The following is a 20,085-nucleotide window of genomic DNA, read 5'->3' on the forward strand; positions in this document are numbered from 1 at the left end:
AAGGTTAAATATCGCGACCGAAGTCGATAGCTTGTTTGATCACATCTTGAGGAGTATCGGCAATGACTTCTGCACTACCAATCCCCGTAGGTAAAACTAAACGAAGCTGACCTGAAAGCACTTTTTTATCACGCATCATGTGCGTCATAAAATCATCAAAAGTCATGCTTTCTGGAGTGTGGACTGGCAATTTCGCACGACGCAGAATCGCCATAATGCGATCAAGCTGTTCTTGAGTGATAAGCCCACGAAGATGTGACGTTTTCGCAGCCATCACGGTGCCAGAAGAAACGGCTTCACCATGTAACCAATTGCCGTAACCTAGCTCAGCCTCAATAGCATGACCATAAGTATGACCCAAGTTGAGCAACGCTCGGATACCCGATTCTTTTTCGTCTTGAGCAACGACTTCCGCTTTAATTTCACAACAACGTGCAATCGCGTAAGTCAGTGCTTCTTCTTCAAGGGCATAGAGGCGATCGAGATTCTCTTCTAACCAATCGAAAAACGCACCGTCATAAATGATGCCGTACTTGATCACTTCAGCAATACCAGCTGCGAACTCACGCTCTGGCAGTGTAGATAAGCAATTGGTGTCAATGATGACCGCTTTAGGTTGGTAGAAAGCGCCAATCATGTTTTTGCCCAGCGGATGGTTAACCGCAGTTTTACCACCAACTGAAGAATCAACTTGAGACAACAAGGTGGTCGGGATTTGAATAAAATCCACCCCACGTTGATAACAAGCGGAAGCAAAACCAACTAAATCACCGATCACGCCACCGCCCAGTGCAATAATCATAACGTCACGTGCATAGCTTCCCTCTAGCAGGAAGTTCATGACTTGATTAAATACTTCTAGGCTTTTGTATTGCTCACCATCGGGTAATTCAAGCAAAGAGGCATCACAACCAAGCTGCTTTAGTTGACTAAGAATTTGGTCCGCGTACAGAGGCGCGACCGTGACATTACTGATCACGACAACCTTCTGATTTGCGTTTTTATTTGAGAGAACTTGAGAAAGGTACGCCGGGTCCTCAAATAACCCGGCGCCAATAGAGATTGGGTAGCTACGCTCTGCTAGATTGACCGTAATCCGTTCCATCGGTGTGCTCCAATTTGAAAAAGATAAATGCTTATCTCTCTTCTAGCATTTTTACGATCTGGTTGGCTACCACTTTTGCACTCTGATCGTCAGTACGAACTGTGTAATCCGCTACTTCTTCGTATAGTGGGTTACGTTCGCCTGCCAAAGATTCCAATACTTCACGAGGGTTGTCCGTTTGAAGTAATGGACGCTTCTTGTCACGGTTTGTACGTGCAAGTTGCTTTTCGATAGTTGTTTCTAGGTAAACAACAACACCACGAGCAGAAAGGCGATTGCGGTTTTCTTTGCTCATTACAGAGCCACCACCAGTCGCTAGCACGATGCCTTGCTCTTGAGTTAAGTCTTCAAGCACCGTTTCTTCACGCTTACGGAAGCCTTCTTCACCTTCTACATCAAAAACCCAAGAGATATCTGCACCGGTACGTTCTTCGATCACTGTATCAGAGTCCACGAACTCCATATGCAGCTGCTGTGCTAGATGTCTACCAATTGTACTTTTGCCGGCACCCATTGGGCCAACAAGAAAAATATTACGTTTCTCAGCCATATTTAGCGGTAATTTACAACGTTAATTCAATAAGATCGCCACAAGAAAACACAGCCAAAGTGCTGTTTCACAAGGCTTGTGGCACCAATTCCTCACAGATAATTCGTGATAAGACCCGAAATTATCCAAGCATGGTGCCACTAATGCAACTTTATTTTTGATCTAATCGTTTTTTTGCTGATTCTGTCTTACTGAATAACGACCTTCGGTGTAACAAAAATCAACAACTCACTTTTGCCTACATTTTCGTAACTTCGGCGGAAAAGCGCTCCTAACAGCGGTAAATCACCTAATAAAGGCACCTTATCGACGGAGTTGGTAATACTATGTTGGAAAATACCACCGAGTACGACGGTCTCTCCGTTATTCACTAACACTTGAGTACCAATACGTTGAGTATCGATCGCTACCGCCTCACCAGTGCCCGTTTTTACCACTTGCCCTGGTCTATCTTGCGTAACACTTAAATCCAGCACCAAACGGTTGTCAGGAGTAATCTGCGGTGTCACCTTCAAACTAAGCACGGCTTTTTTAAAGGTCACAGAAGTTGCACCACTGGATGACGACTCTAAATAAGGGATCTCTGTACCTTGCTCTATATAGGCCGGTTTTTTGTTAGTGGTAATGAGACGTGGACTTGAAATGATTTCAGCTTTTGATTCTTGTTGTAGTGCAGACAGCTCTAAATCCAACAAGGTGTCAGAACCTAGCTTAGCCACTTGAAAGGCAAGGCTGGTTGCATTTGGACTGGTTGCTGCCAAGTTGACGTTAAGGAAGTCATCGATACCGACACTACCACCACCGTCGTCACCTTCGCCGTCACCACCTCCGCCATCATAAAGGCCGATAGTGGCAAGGTTGTTTTCGATAGAACCACCCACCGTGTGACTACCATTAATAGAAGTAAAGCCCCAACGAACACCCAGCTCGTCCATATTACCTTCATTGATGGTAACGATACGCGCTTCAATTTGAACCTGTTTCACTGGAATATCGAGAGACTCTATGATTTCACGAATCACTTCAATGTTACTAGGAAGCTCTCGAATCAACAGAGAATTGGTGCGTTCATCAATCGTCATACTGCCGCGGTCCGACAACATGCTGATATTACCTTCACCATTGATCATCTCTGCGATATCAGAGGCTTTCGCAAAGTTCACTTTGATGATCTCCGAAGAAAGATCTCCCATCTCTTGCTCAAGCTTCTGCTTCTCTAACTGCTGCTTCTCACGCAAGTCCAGCTCATCTTTTGGTGCGACCAGAATAACGTTGCCATCCACGCGTTTGTCTAAGCCTTTTACTTGCAGAATGATATCGAGTACTTGCTGCCAAGGCACACCGTCAAGACGCAATGTGAGGTTGCCTTCTACTGAGTCAGAAACAACTAAGTTGAACTGGTTATAATCCGCGATAAGTTGCAGAACGTTACGCACTGGAATGTCTTGGAAGTTAATCGAAATCAACTTGCCTTCTTTTTCCAGAATACTTTTGTCTGGCACCTTTTCGTTCGGCTTGAGCTTGCCCACTTTAACTTCCAAGTATCGCCCTGTCAGACGGTAATCATGGGTATAGTCTTCATCAATATAAGCCACGAGGCGCGTTGTCGAGGTATCACGAAATATCTCGACACTTTCCACTACGGTAGAGAAGTCTTTTACATCAAGAAGATAAAGCTGATCATCTTTAACTGACGTATTGAGCAAATCGATACTCAAGCCTTCTTGCACGCGCTTGATGTCCACAATGGCAGCAGGCGAAGCAAGCTCAACCACGATCACCGCGTCTTTGTCTTTATTGGTACGGAAATCAATGCTTTTGAAGGCATTAGACTGAACTTCGTTCGCGACTGCGAAAGGGGCTAAAAATAAAAACAACCAAAAAGAGAAGAGCCCTATTAGCTTCCTTGGTATACGTGTTAATCCTTGTCTCATTTTCATCATTACTCAATATCAAAAATAAATGCAGCTATGCCTATCTCAACGCCAACTTAACTTTGCGTTTTTGCCAACAACCCAGACCGTCTGGCAGAGTTTCATTAATCAATAAATAGTTGTGGGATACATGGGTGACCTTGCCGTTGTTGCGCCCTAAATATTGGCCCGGTTTTACTTTATAAACAGTGCCATTCGGCGCTTGGACTAACCCAGATACGCTACTTCCCATTCCCATTACGCCCTTCAAACGCAATTGCCCAAGAGGAAAACGCTCTAACTTGCCAGTTCGCTTCCTTGAAGGTGGTTGCCAACAGTCTTCTCTGGCAACCGGTTGGGTGGCTATAGTCGCCTCCTTCGGCAGCTCAAACGGTGCTCGCATGATTTGAGGGTCGTAATTGACCACCACATATTCTTCGGCAGGCTTGAGCTTGGAGACGTCACGTCGAGCTTGGTTTTCTACATCACGAATAAAACCGGTAAGCGACTCATCATTGGCTTGGCAACCCGTTAGCAACGTGACCATACAAACCATCAGCAAAGAACTATTTCGCATCTTTCTGTTCCTCTGGTTTGAACTGGTATGTATTCGCCTTAACACGGAAGTGCAACGTCTCACTTTCTTGGCTGACACGCTGCCAAGTCACGTCTTTAAATGTGATGATGCGAGGTAATGTCGCTATCGCTTGTGAAAAACGACCAATGTCGTGGAAATCTCCCGTTAACTCGATATTGAGCGGTAACCGATAAAGGAAGTGTTCAGATTGTTTTTTACCCCAGTCAATCCGAGTAAAAGTCAGTTTGTTATCAATACCGAGTTCGTTGACTGAGGCCAACATAGTTGCCAGTTCTTTTTGCGCAGGTAATTGCTGAAGCAACAACTCGTAGCGCGTGGTTAACTCATCAAGTTGAGATTGTAGCTGGGGTAAGGCCGCAACTTTGTTAGCTTTGATGCGCAACGCGACTTTCAAGGTTTGCTCTTCTTGAATCAACGTATTCAAGCGCTCCTCTTCGGGCTTTAAGTAAAACCAATACCCAAAACCTTGGATTAAAAGCACCATTAATAAGATGACCACTAACTGAGGCAGCACTGGCCACTCAGCAATTTCATCCATATCAAGATCTTGCCAATTAACCACGTTGCTCTCCTTCCGCTTCTTTAAACATGAAAGAGACTTTGAACGTTTGGAACTCTTTACCAAAACGCGCTTTACCATGAACGATAGAATGCATCTCTACATCAAGTAACTTCGCAGAGCGTTCCATATTGTCTAACATCGTCGCCAAACGTGGTGTGCTGTCTGAAATACCAGAGATTTCAATCTCAAAATCGTTCATTTTGATTTTGTCGACGTAGACGCCATCCGGAATCACCGACGGCATCAAGTTCATAAACTCAGTGGTTTTGTTACGTCCGTTTTGTAAACCTTCCACCGTTTTCAAACGCTCTAGGATTTTGCCGTGCTCTTGTTCTGCAATCTTCATTGCCTCAATGCGTTTATCCAACTGGGATATATAGTGTGCTAAGTAGTCCAAACGCTGTTGCTGCTGATCTTGTTGATACTGGTAGTATTTACCGATTCCCCACTGCACACCCAGCGCCGCAATAACACCAAGCACAATCAAACCGACAAAACGGCGGCGGTGTTCTTCACGCTGATTTTCACGCCAAGGGAGCAGGTTAATGTGATAGAGCATGATGACCTCCCAGCCACTGGATACCACGAACTGCCAAACCCGCAGCGGTAGTGAAGTGCTGCCAATCTGCGGCGCGGCGCTTGCGCTTAGAAACTTTCATTTCAAATAAGCCCAGTGGGTTAAGCAACTCACATTCGAGCGCCAGTTGACTGGAGAGCTCTTCAGCTAACATTGGGGTGGACGCCCCCTCACCGGAGAGCCAAATACCTTTAATATCTTGAGAACCATTAATAGAGGTATAGAGTTGCATTTGACGTTTCACGCGATCCACAACTTGACGGTTGAATTGTTCTGTCATGACTTGAGCATCATCAGAAAGCGGGTTGTCGTGCAAAAGGCCACTAGCGGCACGAGTGCCACACACAAACTCTTTATGGAATAACTCACCTTGCTCGGTAAACATAGTGAACGAGCTATTTAATACCCCGATGTCCAGTAGGCAGTATTTGCTTTTGTCAGGGTAGCGTTCCGTGGTTAACTTCCAGATATGCCCAAGACTTTGGGAATGCACGTCCACCAGCACGGTTTTTAGGCCAGATTTTTGCAATGCTTCTACGCGGGTTTCCACCACGTCTTTACGTGTTGCGAAAACTTGATAGCTTTCTGTCCCACGCATTTGCTCATCAGATTCCACTAATACAAAATCAAGACTAAGCTCTTCTACAGGGAACGGCGATTGATGAGAAAAAGCCTGTACGACGGCAAACTCTTTTTCACTTTCTTCTAAACTTTGTTCGATTTGCAGTTTTTTGCTGATCACCGCATTGTCAGGAACTGAAATCGCGACTCGATTAGCCCTAAAAGGGAGGTCTTTTTTCATCTCTTTTAGGGTCTTTACAATTTCTTGATGATTTATGGTGTTATTTTCAGCGACAATACCTTCTTTAAGTATTATTTCTTTGTAACCCAGTAAGGCATAACTGTTGCCATTGGGTTTAAGTACCACGGCTTTGAGGCTGTTATGGCCGATATCTATGCCCGTAACTAATAGCTTATCCATCTCTACTCTCGCTCCGAAATTCCTGTGTGCCAGTGTCATTAGCACCCAGAGAATTTTCTTCGTGCAAAGGTTGTTATTAGCATCCAAATAAGAGTTAATATCTCTTATGTGCTAAATTTTTGACCTAAGAGTACAAGGGTTTGCCGTTACACAGCCTCAACCAATCAGGGATTCTCCGGTGAAGTTCATAAAGCGTTTATTATTTTTAACATTGATTTGCATAATTCTTGGAGTCACCACAATTTTTGGCTTCTATCAATACGTGAAGCCTGAATTGCCAGATGTTGCAACACTAAAAAATGTTGAATTACAAACACCTATGCAGGTATTTAGTCAAGACGGGAAACTGATCGCACAGTTTGGCGAGAAGCGTCGAATTCCTGTTACCTACGACGAAATTCCGCAAGATTTAATTCATGCGCTGATCGCGACCGAAGATAGCCGTTTTTACGAACACCCAGGTATTGACCCAATCGGCATTACGCGTGCAGCTGTTGTTGTTGCGTTATCGGGTTCAGCAAAACAAGGTGCGAGTACTATTACTCAGCAGCTAGCGCGTAACTTCTTCTTATCTAACGAGAAGAAGATCATGCGTAAAATTAAAGAAATCTTCATTGCCATTCATATTGAGCAGCTGCTTTCTAAACAAGAAATCATGGAGCTGTATGTCAATAAAATCTTCCTTGGTTACCGCTCTTACGGTTTTGGCGCAGCAGCTCAAGTTTACTTTGGTAAGAGCTTAAATGAACTGACCTTGAGTGAAATCGCAACACTGGCAGGTATGCCAAAAGCGCCATCAACCATGAACCCGCTTTACTCACTAGAGCGCGCAACAAACCGTCGTAACGTGGTTTTGATGCGTATGCTAGATGAGAAATACATCACTCAAGAACAGTACGATGAAGCACGTTCAGAGCCGATTGTTGCTCGCTACCACAGTGCTGAGATTGAACTCTCTGCTCCATACGTTGCAGAGTTAGCACGCTCATGGGCAGTAAAAGAATACGGTGCGGAGCAGGCTTACACGTCAGGCTTGAATATCTACATGACGGTAGATTCAAAACTGCAAGATGCCGCAAATACCGCATCCATCAATAACATCCTTGCGTACGATGAACGTCACGGCTACCGCGGCGCGGAAAAAGTACTGTGGAAAGAAGGCGAAACGGCTTGGGATTCAGAACAAATTGAAAAGCATCTGAAGAAACAACCGACCTATGGCCAGCTCTATCCTGCTATTGTCACTAAAGTCGATGACAAAACCGCGCAAGTTTGGGTGAAAAATAACGAAGAGCAAACCATCGCTTGGACTGGTATGAATTGGGCTCGTAAGTACCTGACTGATCAACGTCAAGGTAGAGCACCGAAATCAGCCAAAGAGATCTTAGCTGTAGGCCAACAAATCTGGGTACGTGAAATCAGTACGACAGATAAAGAAGGCACAACCATCAATAACTGGAAGCTAAGCCAAGTACCAAGCGCAAATACAGCGTTTGTGGCAATGAACCCAGAAAACGGTGCAATACTGTCTTTAGTTGGTGGCTTTAACTTTGTTCATAGCAAGTTTAACCGTGCAACCATGTCTATTCGTCAGGTTGGTTCGAGTATCAAACCATTCATATATTCGGCAGCAATCAATAAGGGCTTAACCCTTGCTTCACTAGTAAACGATGCGCCAATCAACAAGTGGGATGCAGGTTCAGGTTCGGCATGGCGTCCAAAGAACTCACCGCCGACTTACGTTGGTCCAACTCGCCTACGTATCGGTTTAGCGCAGTCGAAAAACGTAATGGCCGTACGTACACTACGTGAAGTTGGCCTAGATGAAACACGTGAATACCTAACTCGCTTTGGGTTTGATATTGACCAAGTGCCTCGTTCAGAAACGATCGCATTGGGTGCTGGTAGCTTAACACCAATGAAAGTCGCGCAAGGCTACTCTGTATTTGCAAATGGTGGCTACTATGTAGAACCGTTTTACATTGACCACGTTGAAAACTCATTTGGTGAAGTACTGTTTAAGGCAAACCCAAAAGTGATTTGTCAGCACGACTGCCCTCAAATGCCAGTACAGCCTGAAGATAAGTTTGCAGCCGAATTTGGTGAGCAAGATGTAACAACGGAAAACATTGCCCCTGATAACGCTCTAGAAAACGACACACCACAATATGCAAAACAAGTTATCTCTGCTCAAAATGCATTCATCATGCGCGAGATGATGTACAGCAATATCTGGGGTGGTGGCAGCTGGCGTGATGGTACAGGTTGGAACGGTACCGGCTGGCGAGCACAGAAACTGGAGCGTCGTGATATCGGTGGTAAAACGGGCACAACCAACGACTCAAAAGACACTTGGTATAACGGTTACGGTCCGGGTATTGTGGCTATTGCATGGGTTGGTTTTGATGATCACTCTCGCACGTTAGGCCGTACCACTGTGAACAGTAACCTAGGGAAAGGCCAAATTTCTGGTGCAGAATCTGGCGCGAAAACGGCAGAACCAGCTTGGATTGATTTCATGCGTGCTGCACTAGACGGAGTGCCTCAACAAGGTAAGAATATTCCAGACGATATCGTTCGAGTTCGTATCGATCGTGATAGTGGCCTACTGACTCATAAAGTTGATGGTTCATCCATGTTCGAATACTTCGAAAAAGGCACAGAACCAACCGAGTATGTCGGCAACAGCCTGGAAGACAGCATCTACTCTGGTGGTAGCGGCGGTGCAGAAGAACTGTTCTAATACCACGCAATACTAACAAAGAAAAAGGGAGCCGATTGGCTCCCTTTTGTTTATATCAGCATTTCAAAGCTAGGCTGCAATTGGTGCTTCTTTCGCTTCAAGAATATTTTTGATGGTCGCTGCTAAGGTTTCAAAGCGCGTACGCAATGGAGAGCCAGGACGGTAAACCAACACAATACTGCGTGATGGTGTTGGGTTCATTGCTGGCACGTAACACACGCCATCTTTTTTCTTTTCATGCGGCACAGACAACTGTGGCAACAGAGTAATCCCTGCTCCCGCCGCCACCATGTTACGCAGTGTTTCTAGGCTAGTCGCTTTAAAGCGCTCATCATCTTTCGCTCCTGCAGCAAAGCAGAAACCCAGAGCTTGGTCTCGTAAACAATGACCATCCCCCAAAGACAACACCGTCTTGCCATTGAGGTCGAGCATATCAATATGATCTAACCCAGCCCATTCGTGATCACAAGGTACCGCAACACTTAAAGGCTCGTTGTACACCTCAATTTCTTTAAAGGGCGCAGTCTCATCAACCGATGCTAAAACAAGACAATCTAACTTACCATCTTCTAATTGACGGACCAATTGGTGGGTCTGCGCCTCATGTAAAAACAGCTCCAAATCTGGAAACTCTTCTTTAAGGTGAGGAACTATTTTAGGTAGGAGGTAAGGACCAACGGTTGGGATAAAGCCAATGTGCATTGGGCCAGTCATGGCACCACTTTGACCGCTCGCCATATCTTTGAAGGTTTTTACTTCACTCAAAATACGTTTTGCTTGCTCAACCAACTGTAAACCAGAGTCAGTAAACAACACGCGACGACTGCTTCTTTCAAGCAGGGCAGTGCCTAACTCGTCTTCTAGTTTACGAATCTGGCCACTCAATGTTGGCTGACTAACAAAACAAGCTTCCGCTGCTTTTCGAAAATGCTTGTGCTCCGCAAGCGCCACCAAGTACTCAAAATCTCGAATATTCATAACGTACGATTCGCTTCTTGTTTGGCGATAGAAATAATCTATCAAAACCATAGCATTAAACGATTAGAGCTATCAAAGTTTTTTTTCAATAATGAGCTCAAGAAAACGAAACTGAGCGCTAAATAACGCTAAGCTCGATAATGAATTATTCATAGATTTAAAAGGAAATCATCATGTTTGCATCAAAAGAAGGTCAAGCTGTACCACAAGTTACTTTTCCTATCCGTAAAGGTGACGCATGGGTGAATGTAACCACGGAAGACTTGTTCAAAGACAAAACGGTTATCGTATTTAGCTTGCCTGGTGCTTTTACTCCGACGTGCTCATCAAGCCACCTACCACGTTACAACGAACTGTTCTCTGTATTTAAAGAACATGGCGTGGATGAGATTCTATGTGTTTCCGTAAACGATACATTCGTAATGAACGCATGGAAAGCTGACCAAGAAGCTGAAAACATCACTTTCATCCCAGATGGTAACGGTGAGTTTACAGACGGTATGGGTATGCTTGTAGATAAAAACGACATTGGTTTTGGTAAGCGTTCATGGCGTTACAGCATGCTAGTGAAAAACGGCGTAGTAGAAAAAATGTTCATCGAACCAAACGAGCCAGGCGACCCGTTCAAAGTATCTGATGCAGATACGATGATGAATTACATCGCTCCTGAGTACAAAACTCAAGAATCAATCACCGTATTCACTAAACCAGGTTGCCCTTTCTGTATGAAGGCGAAACAAAACTTGATTGACCACGGTCTTCAATATGAAGAAGTGATTCTGGGTAAAGACGCAACAACAGTAAGTCTACGTGCAATCTCTGGTCGCACAACGGTACCTCAAGTGTTCATCGGTGGTAAACACATCGGCGGTAGCGAAGAGCTAGAAACGTACCTAGGTTAATAATTTGCCTAATGGGCTTGAGTTGGCAATCTCGCTATCCAGAACTCAGCCCTTGGTCTCCCAGAGCATCCCTCGCCTGGGAGACCACCCCCTCAATCACTTCCTATGCTTAGTCTTGATAACTGGTTGTCTTCACCGTTCAACCAGTTATCAAGATTAATGAACTCAAATTCACTCATCCAAACTTAGTCACTTCAACTGCGTTTGGAAAAAACGAGAATCCATTATGAAACAGTTAAATGTCGACGTGGCAATTATTGGTGGTGGTACAGCTGGTCTTGGCGCCTACCGCGCAGCAAAATCACACACAGACAGCGTTGTGATGATCGAAGGTGGCCCTTACGGCACAACATGTGCTCGTGTCGGATGCATGCCGTCGAAACTTTTGATCGCCGCTGCTGAAAGCGTACACCAAATCGAGAAAGCACCGGGCTTTGGTGTACACCCACAAGGCGACATTTACATTAATGGTCGTGAAGTCATGGACCGAGTAAAGCGAGAACGTGACCGCTTTGTAGGCTTTGTGTTGGAAGGCGTCGATGAGATTCCTGCTGAAGATAAAGTGTCGGGTTATGCTAAGTTTACCAACGACAACACGTTAATCGTTGATGATCACACTCAAATCACAGCTAAGCGTATTGTGATAGCAACCGGTTCGCGTCCTGCTTACCCTGCTGTATGGAATGAGCTCGGCGACCGCTTAGTGATTAACGATGATGTGTTCGATTGGGATGACTTGCCAGAATCCGTTGCAGTATTTGGTCCGGGTGTGATTGGTCTTGAATTGGGTCAAGCGTTGCATCGCTTAGGCGTAAATGTGAAGCTATTTGGTCTTGGTGGTCAAGTAGGACCATTGACCGACCCTGAAGTGATGGCGTATGCCGATAAAGCCTTCAAAGAAGAGTTCTATCTTGATGCCGATGTAAAAGTCGAAAGCATAAAACGTATTACTTCACCAGAAAATGACGGTGAAGATAAGGTCGAAATCCAATTCATCAACCACGATGGTGAACTAGAAACCTTTATTGTCGATTACGTATTGGCAGCAACCGGTCGTCGCCCGAATGTGGATAAACTCGCGATTGAAAACACCAATGTGGCACTGGATGAGCGCGGCGTACCAACGGCGGATCATTACACTCTGCAAACCTCGGTAGAGAGCATCTTTATCGCGGGTGATGCAAGCAATCAAATTCCATTATTACACGAAGCGGCAGATCAGGGGCGTATTGCTGGCGACAACGCAGGTCGTTTCCCTGATATTCGTGCAGGCCTGCGCCGCTCGCCAATCTCAGCAGTGTTCTCTGATCCACAAATTGCTATGGTAGGAGAAACCTTCAAGCAACTAGAAACGCGTTTTGGCACATGTAGCTGTTTCGCTACCGGTCAAGTATCGTTTGAAAATCAAGGTCGCTCACGCGTTATGCTTCGAAATAAAGGCATTCTGCATGTCTATGGGGAACAAGGTACTGGTCGCTTCTTGGGCGCAGAAATGATGGGACCAAACGCCGAACACCTAGCCCACCTGCTTGCTTGGGCACACCAAAATAAAATGACAGTATCTGAAATGCTTGATATGCCATTTTACCACCCTGTGATTGAAGAAGGCGTTCGCACTGCGCTACGAGATTTGAATGCGAAGCTCCACTTAGGTCCAGAGATGATCAAACATTGTCTTGATTGTGGACCTGGTTGCTAACGCTCATTCTCTTTACCTCTCCCAGACAAACAAAAGCCTCGTCATAGACGAGGCTTTCTCATTCCAACTCTATCAGTTCAAACTGAGCAAAGTGGTTGTTTATGCAGTCATCATTGCGTAACGGCTAACAAGCACAATGGCAGTAAATCCAATTGTGAAGAAACCACCAGCAAGGCCTAGTGCTACTTTAAGTTCTGTCGACATTATTATTTTCCTATTGTCTGGCTGACAGCGAACCATACACCAATTACGTGCTACACATTTTTAACCAAGTTAATTTTCCATTTTTGGTTCGATAGACACGACATAGAAACCAGACAAAGAGAAACTCAAACATGAGTTAGCCGTTATAATCAGGAACAAATAGATAGTGTGGATGAACAATGGCTTGTCGAAGTTGCCAAGAGCATTGGTTTTGGAAAAAGATCGGACGTTGCCAGCGATGCATGGATCAACTGACGGTACTTTCCGTCTTATGTTGGATCGTGTGGTGGTTTGCATTTAAAGATGATCCGCAAACTATTGAATCGATCGCGCTGATCTTTGCCGGATTTGCATTTAACGGCTTACTGTTTTTGCACCTATGGATGCGCTTTGTGGTTTTGCCGTGGCAGCGCCGTCATGGAAAACAAAGTAAGGATGATCATCACTCAGATGACAGATAGAAAAAAGCCCCAAAACCAATACCGGTCTTGGGGCTCTCTTAGATTCTTCTAAGAAAAAGCAGTGGTACTTTAATAGACCGGGCTTCCTCTCAAAGGTTCCAAGTTTTTTTCCAATTTTTTTAGTATTTTCTTAAATACTAATAGAATCATCAACCTAGGCTACGTTACTTTTCTGGATCAATTGTTCGAACAAGTTGATCTCTAGTGCAACTTCATCACACGCATGCTGACGTGGACACTGATCGCAATCTTTCAGCACTTTCTCAGGCAACAATGACTTCGAGGTTGGCAAGAAGCTCTGCTTCATAAAGAATTCAGGCGTACGTGTCAGCACAAAGACTTTCTTGATAGCCATCTGACGTGCTTTCTCAACCAGATAGTTCACAATCGCACTCCCCTGCCCTTGGCCTTGCCAACCGGCTTCAATACCGAGAGAGCGAATCTCTGCCAACCCTGAGTCATAGACATACAAAGATGCACAGCCAGTTACCTCTCCGTGGTGCTCGGCAACTGCGAAGGAGCCAATATCACGTACCAACTCATTGCGTGAGCGCGGTAGGTTTTCCCCCATATTCGCCCAATAAGCAACCATACCTTCTACGGTTTCAATATCGGTTAGACGAGCAGGTCGAACTTTCACTGCTGATGTATCACGTTGAGAAAGGCGCTTGTCTGCTTGATCGACGGCGAAAGCAACTTGCTGAGGCGCGACACCACCAAGTGCACAACGCTTCTCTAGGCACGAATCAATGGTAAGAATGTCATACACATCCGCTTCAATCACTTCAGAGAAAGCTTTCAGCTCTTCAATCGACAATTCTTCCAACGCACAGCCTTTGGCAATAGCACCGACCACAGCGACACCGACAATATGGTGCGCTTCACGGAATGGGATGCCTTTCGCCACTAGATAATCTGCCAATTCGGTAGAGTTTGCGTAACCTTGTTTCGCCGCTTCTAGCGTACGCTCACCATTGACTTTGATGCCATCAAAACAAAGTGCCGCCATTTCCATGCAATCGTTCCATGTATCGAGCGCATCGAACAGACCTTCTTTATCTTCCTGCATGTCTTTGTTGTAGGCCAATGGTAACGCTTTAACCGTCATCATCATGCCAGCAAGTGCGCCGTACACACGCCCCGTCTTACCACGAATAAGCTCTAGTGCATCTGGGTTTTTCTTCTGTGGCATCAGAGAAGAACCTGACGTCACGGTATCGGCTAATTCAATAAAGTTAGATTCACCCGAATTGTAGAAGATCATATCTTCTGCTAAACGCGAAAGGTGCAACATCGAGATAGACGCCACAGACATCAACTCCATCACGTGGTCACGGTCAGAAACCGAGTCCAACGAGTTACGTGTTGCGCGATGGAAACCGAGATTGTGAGCTAACTCTTCACGATCGATTGGGTAAGCGGTGCCCGCAAGCGCTCCAGAACCAAGTGGACACGTGTCCAAACGCTTAAGGGCATCACTCAAACGTGAGTAATCACGCTCAAACATTTCCACGTAAGCCAAACACCAGTGCGCAAACGTCACAGGTTGAGCACGTTGCAAGTGAGTGTAACCAGGAAGAACGGTGCCTTGATGTTGCTTGGCAACACCAACCATCTGAGTTTGCAGGCGATCAAGCGCAATTAACAATTGCTGACCTTGCTGGCGACACCAAAGTTTAAGGTCGGTTGCCACTTGGTCATTACGAGAACGGCCCGTGTGTAGCTTTTTACCTAGGTCACCGACCTTGTTGATCAGTTGCTGCTCTACCCAAGAGTGGATATCTTCCGCATCTGAGCGCAAGATTTGATGTGGGTCTTCCATCACTTCCAGCTTGAGCTCATTCAGTGCCAGCTCAAGCTTTTGTTGTTCTTCTGCAGATAACACGTCAACAGAAAGCAATGCTTTAGACCACGCAATTGAGCCTACGATGTCTTGCTCAGCCAATCGGTAATCGAAACGCAATGAATCGTTGAAGTCTTTAAATCTGGTGTCTGCCGCTTGGGTAAATCTTCCGCCCCATAATGCCATTGCGTTTCTCCTGATGACTATTGCTTACGCTAACGTGTTCTTCATTAAGTGTTGACCAAATCGGTGGTCATTTGCTCACTTTTTCTTATGTCTCAACGTTACGATAATCACGGATAAAAATAAAGTAGAAATTCAATATTTTTACATATTTATTCATGGTTATTTTATTTTTATGCCAATGAGGTCAGCAAAAACGAAAAAGACCTGCCAATAGTGGCAGGTCTCTTATCTTATAAGGCGTTAAATTGGCTTATTTTTTCTGGCTGTTCAGCGCACGAATACGGCTTGATAGCGAGTAAAGACGGATAAAGCCTTCAGCATGGCTTTGGTCATAAACTTCATCTTCACCAAAAGTAGCAAACTCTTCAGAGTACAAACTGTTATCCGAACGTTTTTGCGTTACCGTTGCGTGGCCTTTGTAAAGCTTCACAACCACTTCGCCATTCACGTCTTGCGCGAGCTCTTCAGAAGCCGCAAGGATAGACTTACATAGCGGCGTGAACCAACGACCATCATAAACAAGGTGCGATGCTTTCAGACCAAGCTCCTCACGGAATTCAAATGACGCTTTGTCCAGCACCAGTTGCTCTACGGCACGCAGCGCTTCCATCATGATGGTGCCACCCGGAGTTTCGTAGCAACCACGAGACTTCATACCCACTAGACGGTTTTCGACAATATCGATACGACCAACGCCGTGCTTCGCACCTTTTTCGTTTAGGTAAACCAACGCGTTGTATGGTGTCATCGCTTCACCATCTACCTCAACAACTTCACCTTTCGCTACTTTCAGCGTCACGGTTTCCGCTTCATTCGGTGCTTGCTCTGGATCTACAGTCCAAGCCCAGCAATCTTCATTTGGCGCATTCCATGTATCTTCTAAAACGCCACCTTCAGTAGAAATGTGCCATGCGTTCGCATCACGCGAGTAGATCTTAGTAAGAGAAGCCGTACAAGGGATATTGCGCTCTGCTAGGTAATCCAGACATTCTTCACGGCTCACTAGATCCCACTCACGCCAAGGCGCAATAACATGCAGATCTGGTGCTAGTGCTGCAAATGCACCTTCAAAACGTACTTGGTCGTTACCTTTACCGGTACAGCCATGACACAGGGCGTCTGCGCCAACTTTACGTGCAACTTCAACCTGCGCTTTAGCAATGATTGGACGCGCCATTGATGTTCCTAGTAGGTATTTACCTTCGTAGTAAGCGCCTGTTTTTAGTGTCGGGTAAATGTAGTCTGCGACCATTTCTTCTTTCAGGTCAGCGATATAGCACTCTGAAGCACCTGAAGCTTTTGCTTTCGCTTCAATACCTTCTAGCTCCTCTGCACCTTGACCAACATCGGCAACGAAAGCCACCACTTCACAGTCGTAGTTCTCTTTTAGCCACGGGATGATTACTGAAGTATCTAGACCGCCTGAGTATGCGACTACCACTTTATTTACGTTCACTTTGCTCATGTTTTTTCTCCAAACTTAACTGGCGCTGCTCTCGGCGGTCAGTGCCAACCACTTCCTAATGTTGAATTCTTTAACTGTTTTGCTTCTGCTTTATTGCGGCAGAAACTGCGTTCCAATACTTTCACCCGCGAATAGCTGGTTCAGTTTCTCTGGGTAACGCCATGTCGCGACTTCGATAGGACGACCAAGATCATTGGCTGCCTCCAAAGCGGCTTTAACTTTGACGATCATGCCGTCGGTGATTACTTGCCCTTGGATCAATGCATCGGCTTCTTGCTCGGATAGCGTTTTGATCAGGTGACCTTTGCCATCGAGCACACCGCTAACATCAGACAGAAGTACTAACTCCGCATCTAGTGCGCCCGCTACCGCTACCGCAGCTTGGTCAGCATTCACATTCATCATCTGACCTTTTCCAGTCAGACCAATTGAGCTGATGATCGGCAGTGCACCTGCGCTTAGCACCGCTTGTAAAAGGGTTGAATCACCTGGTGATGCTTTGCCTACAGCGCCTAGCTCTGGATCAAGTACTTCAACATGACATAACCCACCATCGGCGAGACTAAGACCCACTGCATTCAGACCATCCGCAATCGCTTGACCTTGAAGCAATTTGTTTGCTGTGCCTGCAAGCGCACCTGCAATCACAGGAATTTGCTCATAAGGCGTTACGCGAAGACCGTTTTTCTTTACGGTTTCAAGCTGAAGCTTTGCCATCAACTCATCAACTAGGTAGCCACCGCCATGAACGATGGCGATTTGTCGCTGTGCTGATTTTTGGTATGCCGCAATAGCAGCAAACAGTTGGCTTAAGGTTTGAGTGCAAGATAGAGCTGCACCACCGAGCTTAATGACTAAAGGAGCTTGATTGGTTTGCGTCATCGCATTTCCCTCTTTCAACGACTACAGCAACGCTGTCAGTTCTGGGTAACCGTAATGAATATTGAGACATTGCATCGCTTGACTCGATGCACCTTTAAGTAGGTTGTCGATCGCAGAAATCACAATGATGTGTTCGCCTTGCACCTTCCAGCCGATATCACAGAAAGGAGTATTTTCGACATCCTGAATACGTGGAATACCATCACCTTTAAGACGAACCGCAGGCTTGCCTTGGTAAGCTTGTTCAAACGCTTTCGCCACTTGTGTTTCCGTCACGCCTTGCGAAAGTTTCATGGTGATCGTGGCAAGAATGCCGCGCTTAAAGTTGCCTAGGTGTGGAGTAAAAATCACATCGCAACCCAAATGCTGAGCAATCTCTGGTTGGTGACGATGGTTAAAGACACCGTAAGGTTGCAAGCTCACTTCGCAGAAGCTGTTAACCATGGAAGCTTTACGCCCTGCACCTGACACACCACTGGTTGCGTTAATCACAGGCCATTGGTTGGTATCCAGTAATGCGTGTTCTAATAAAGGTTTGATTGCAAGCTGTGAAGCGGTTGGGTAGCAACCTGCCACTGCAATCAAAGGAGTGGTTTTTATTGATTCTTGGTTCCACTCTGCTAAGCCGTATGCAGCTTTATCTAGCCAGTTGTTATATTGATGTTCGAAGCTATAAAAGGTGTTGTAGAAGCCTTCGCTTTTCACACGGAATGCACCGGATAAATCGAATACCTGACAGCCTGCCTCTAAGAAAATTGGGGCTAAGTCGTGGCTCACTTCATGTGCTGTAGCCAGAAAGACCACATCTGACGCTTGAGCAACCTGCTCAGGGTCAGTCAGCGGCGAAACTGGCATATCAATCACACCCGCTAACTTGCCGTGCAATTGAGCAATGTTCTTTCCTGCATCTACGCTATTGGCGGAAACGTATAAACCTGATAGCGTGAGTTCAGGGTGTTTGTTGACCATTAAAGCCAACTCTGCGCCGGTGTAGCCGCTGGCTCCGATAATCGTGGTTTTTAGCATTACATGACATCCATATACTTAAGGCTGAAAATGACTATTCATATTTAATTTTTGCTTTATTTTGATTTTTTATTCAATAAATATGATTTAATATGTGTTTTACATTTTTGTGCTCTGTCTGTCAACAGGAGAATTGAAGAATCCATGCAATTACCAAGTTTTCTAGAGGTCTATGAAGGACTGATCAGTACCTCTTCGATAAGCTCAACCGATCCAAGTTGGGATCAAGGCAATGCCAAAGTGATCGAGAAGCTGGCATCTTGGTTTAAAGATCTTGGCTTTAGTGTTGAAGTGATCGAAGTGGAACCAGGCAAACACAATATGATCGCACGTATGGGTGAAGGTGAAGGTGAAGGCGGCTTACTTCTCGCAGGCCATAGTGATACCGTTCCATTTGATGAAGGACGTTGGAGTTTTGACCCACATAAGCTGACCGAGAAAGACAACCGCTTTTACGGTTTAGGTACTGCGGATATGAAAGGCTTCTTTGCCTTTATTTATGAAGCGGTAAAGAAAGTCGACTGGAGTAAACAAACCAAGCCGCTGTATGTGTTGGCGACCTGTGATGAAGAAACCACCATGCTGGGTGCGCGTCATTTCACTGAGAACGCACCTTTTAAACCGGATTACTGCATCATTGGTGAACCCACCAGCCTTGTACCCATTCGAGGTCACAAAGGACATGTGGCAAATGCTATTCGCGTAACAGGTAAATCCGGTCACTCATCGGATCCTGCACTTGGTGTCAACGCCATTGAAATCATGCATGAGGTCATGTTTGCCATGATGCAACTGCGTGACAAGCTAGTGAAAGAGTACCACCACCCTGGTTTTGCCATTCCAAGCCCTACCCTAAACCTCGGTCATATTCATGGCGGTGACAGTGCAAACCGGATTTGCGGTTGCTGCGAACTGCATTATGACGTGCGTCCTCTTCCTGGTATTAGCCTTGATGGTTTGGAGAACATGCTGCGCGGAGCCTTGAAAGAAGTGGAAGCGAAATGGCCAGGGCGATTAGAAATCATTCCCCTGCACGAGCCAATTCCGGGGTACGAATGCCAACACGACCACCCATTTATCGGTGGTGTAGAAGAGATCTGCCAAACCAGTTCAGAAACCGTTAACTACTGTACTGAAGCACCATTTCTTCAACAGTTGTGTCCAACACTGGTTTTAGGTCCCGGCTCGATTGACCAAGCTCACCAACCTGATGAGTTCTTGTCATTCGACTTTATCGACCCAACCATCGACGTGTTATCACGTGCGATGGTGAAATATTGTTGTTAGTCGCATTCTGTACTTTCCTCACAATGCAGCTCGATTGAGCTGCATTTTGTTATCTGCGCCACGCCCCCTCTAGCACGCTATATCCTTCTTTTAGAGCGTTATTTTGTAATTAATTTTCACTT

General features: G+C 45.6%; 17 protein-coding genes. 5 read left to right on the top strand and 12 right to left on the bottom strand.

Annotated features, from left to right (window positions below; all coding sequences use genetic code 11):
- Nucleotides 1–4: 4 nt before the first annotated feature.
- The 7 genes from aroB to pilM form a co-directional block, all read right to left on the bottom strand.
- Nucleotides 5–1,105, bottom strand: a complete 1,101-nt coding sequence (gene aroB, locus BCT11_RS27295) for a 3-dehydroquinate synthase (protein WP_102389935.1) — start codon at nucleotides 1,103–1,105, stop codon at nucleotides 5–7.
- A 31-nt stretch (nucleotides 1,106–1,136) separates the two neighbouring features.
- Nucleotides 1,137–1,655, bottom strand: coding sequence for a shikimate kinase AroK (gene aroK, locus BCT11_RS27300; protein WP_038865492.1), 519 nt, complete (start codon nucleotides 1,653–1,655; stop codon nucleotides 1,137–1,139).
- Between the two features lie 188 nt (nucleotides 1,656–1,843).
- On the bottom strand, nucleotides 1,844–3,595 hold the full coding sequence (locus BCT11_RS27305; protein WP_038865494.1) for a type IV pilus secretin PilQ family protein: 1,752 nt from the start codon (nucleotides 3,593–3,595) through the stop codon (nucleotides 1,844–1,846).
- A 34-nt stretch (nucleotides 3,596–3,629) separates the two neighbouring features.
- Entirely contained in the window at nucleotides 3,630–4,145 is a 516-nt protein-coding gene (locus BCT11_RS27310) for a pilus assembly protein PilP (protein ID WP_038865496.1), read from the bottom strand.
- Nucleotides 4,135–4,728: a type 4a pilus biogenesis protein PilO gene (gene pilO, locus BCT11_RS27315; RefSeq protein ID WP_038865498.1), complete on the bottom strand. Its 594-nt coding sequence runs from the start codon at nucleotides 4,726–4,728 to the stop codon at nucleotides 4,135–4,137. The genes BCT11_RS27310 and pilO overlap by 11 nt, the downstream gene beginning before the upstream one ends.
- The gene (locus tag BCT11_RS27320; protein WP_038865500.1) at nucleotides 4,721–5,287 is read right to left on the bottom strand and encodes a PilN domain-containing protein; all 567 of its coding nucleotides are present in this window, start codon (nucleotides 5,285–5,287) and stop codon (nucleotides 4,721–4,723) included. The genes pilO and BCT11_RS27320 overlap by 8 nt, the downstream gene beginning before the upstream one ends.
- On the bottom strand, nucleotides 5,271–6,287 hold the full coding sequence (gene pilM, locus BCT11_RS27325; protein WP_038865502.1) for a type IV pilus assembly protein PilM: 1,017 nt from the start codon (nucleotides 6,285–6,287) through the stop codon (nucleotides 5,271–5,273). Before pilM ends, BCT11_RS27320 begins: the two co-directional genes overlap by 17 nt.
- A 178-nt stretch (nucleotides 6,288–6,465) precedes the next feature.
- Here pilM and BCT11_RS27330 point away from each other — a divergent pair, with 178 nt between their 5' ends.
- Nucleotides 6,466–9,030, top strand: a complete 2,565-nt coding sequence (locus tag BCT11_RS27330) for a PBP1A family penicillin-binding protein (RefSeq protein WP_038865504.1) — start codon at nucleotides 6,466–6,468, stop codon at nucleotides 9,028–9,030.
- Between the two features lie 69 nt (nucleotides 9,031–9,099).
- Here the strand turns inward: BCT11_RS27330 and oxyR are convergent, their stop codons facing one another.
- Nucleotides 9,100–10,008 carry a DNA-binding transcriptional regulator OxyR gene (oxyR, locus tag BCT11_RS27335; RefSeq protein ID WP_038865506.1) on the bottom strand — a complete coding sequence of 303 codons (909 nt, stop codon included), beginning with the start codon at nucleotides 10,006–10,008 and terminating at the stop codon, nucleotides 9,100–9,102.
- 173 nt (nucleotides 10,009–10,181) lie between these two features.
- Between oxyR and BCT11_RS27340 the strand changes: the two genes are divergently transcribed.
- The 3 genes from BCT11_RS27340 (at nucleotide 10,182) to BCT11_RS27355 (ending at nucleotide 13,274) form a co-directional block, all read left to right on the top strand.
- Nucleotides 10,182–10,910, top strand: coding sequence for a redoxin family protein (locus BCT11_RS27340; protein WP_038865508.1), 729 nt, complete (start codon nucleotides 10,182–10,184; stop codon nucleotides 10,908–10,910).
- Between the two features lie 226 nt (nucleotides 10,911–11,136).
- Nucleotides 11,137–12,609: a dihydrolipoyl dehydrogenase gene (locus BCT11_RS27345; RefSeq protein WP_102389936.1), complete on the top strand. Its 1,473-nt coding sequence runs from the start codon at nucleotides 11,137–11,139 to the stop codon at nucleotides 12,607–12,609.
- Between the two features lie 383 nt (nucleotides 12,610–12,992).
- On the top strand, nucleotides 12,993–13,274 hold the full coding sequence (locus BCT11_RS27355) for a DUF3624 domain-containing protein (RefSeq protein WP_039975341.1): 282 nt from the start codon (nucleotides 12,993–12,995) through the stop codon (nucleotides 13,272–13,274).
- A 154-nt stretch (nucleotides 13,275–13,428) separates the two neighbouring features.
- On the opposite strand, the gene argH is transcribed toward BCT11_RS27355, so the two are convergent.
- The 4 genes from argH to argC all read right to left on the bottom strand — a co-directional run bounded on the left by argH (nucleotide 13,429) and on the right by argC (nucleotide 18,676).
- Nucleotides 13,429–15,303, bottom strand: a complete 1,875-nt coding sequence (gene argH, locus BCT11_RS27360) for an argininosuccinate lyase (RefSeq protein ID WP_039975339.1) — start codon at nucleotides 15,301–15,303, stop codon at nucleotides 13,429–13,431.
- 250 nt (nucleotides 15,304–15,553) lie between these two features.
- Complete coding sequence (locus BCT11_RS27365) at nucleotides 15,554–16,768, bottom strand: argininosuccinate synthase (RefSeq protein ID WP_009705512.1); 1,215 nt, start codon at nucleotides 16,766–16,768, stop codon at nucleotides 15,554–15,556.
- A gap of 90 nt (nucleotides 16,769–16,858) precedes the next feature.
- On the bottom strand, nucleotides 16,859–17,650 hold the full coding sequence (argB, locus tag BCT11_RS27370) for an acetylglutamate kinase (RefSeq protein WP_102389938.1): 792 nt from the start codon (nucleotides 17,648–17,650) through the stop codon (nucleotides 16,859–16,861).
- 21 nt (nucleotides 17,651–17,671) lie between these two features.
- Complete coding sequence (gene argC / locus BCT11_RS27375; RefSeq protein WP_102389939.1) at nucleotides 17,672–18,676, bottom strand: N-acetyl-gamma-glutamyl-phosphate reductase; 1,005 nt, start codon at nucleotides 18,674–18,676, stop codon at nucleotides 17,672–17,674.
- Between the two features lie 144 nt (nucleotides 18,677–18,820).
- Between argC and argE the strand changes: the two genes are divergently transcribed.
- On the top strand, nucleotides 18,821–19,963 hold the full coding sequence (gene argE, locus BCT11_RS27380; RefSeq protein WP_102389941.1) for an acetylornithine deacetylase: 1,143 nt from the start codon (nucleotides 18,821–18,823) through the stop codon (nucleotides 19,961–19,963).
- Nucleotides 19,964–20,085: the final 122 nt, after the last annotated feature.

Source organism: Vibrio sp. 10N.222.52.B12, from assembly GCF_002875385.1.
GTDB classification, from domain to species: Bacteria; Pseudomonadota; Gammaproteobacteria; order Enterobacterales; family Vibrionaceae; genus Vibrio; species Vibrio jasicida.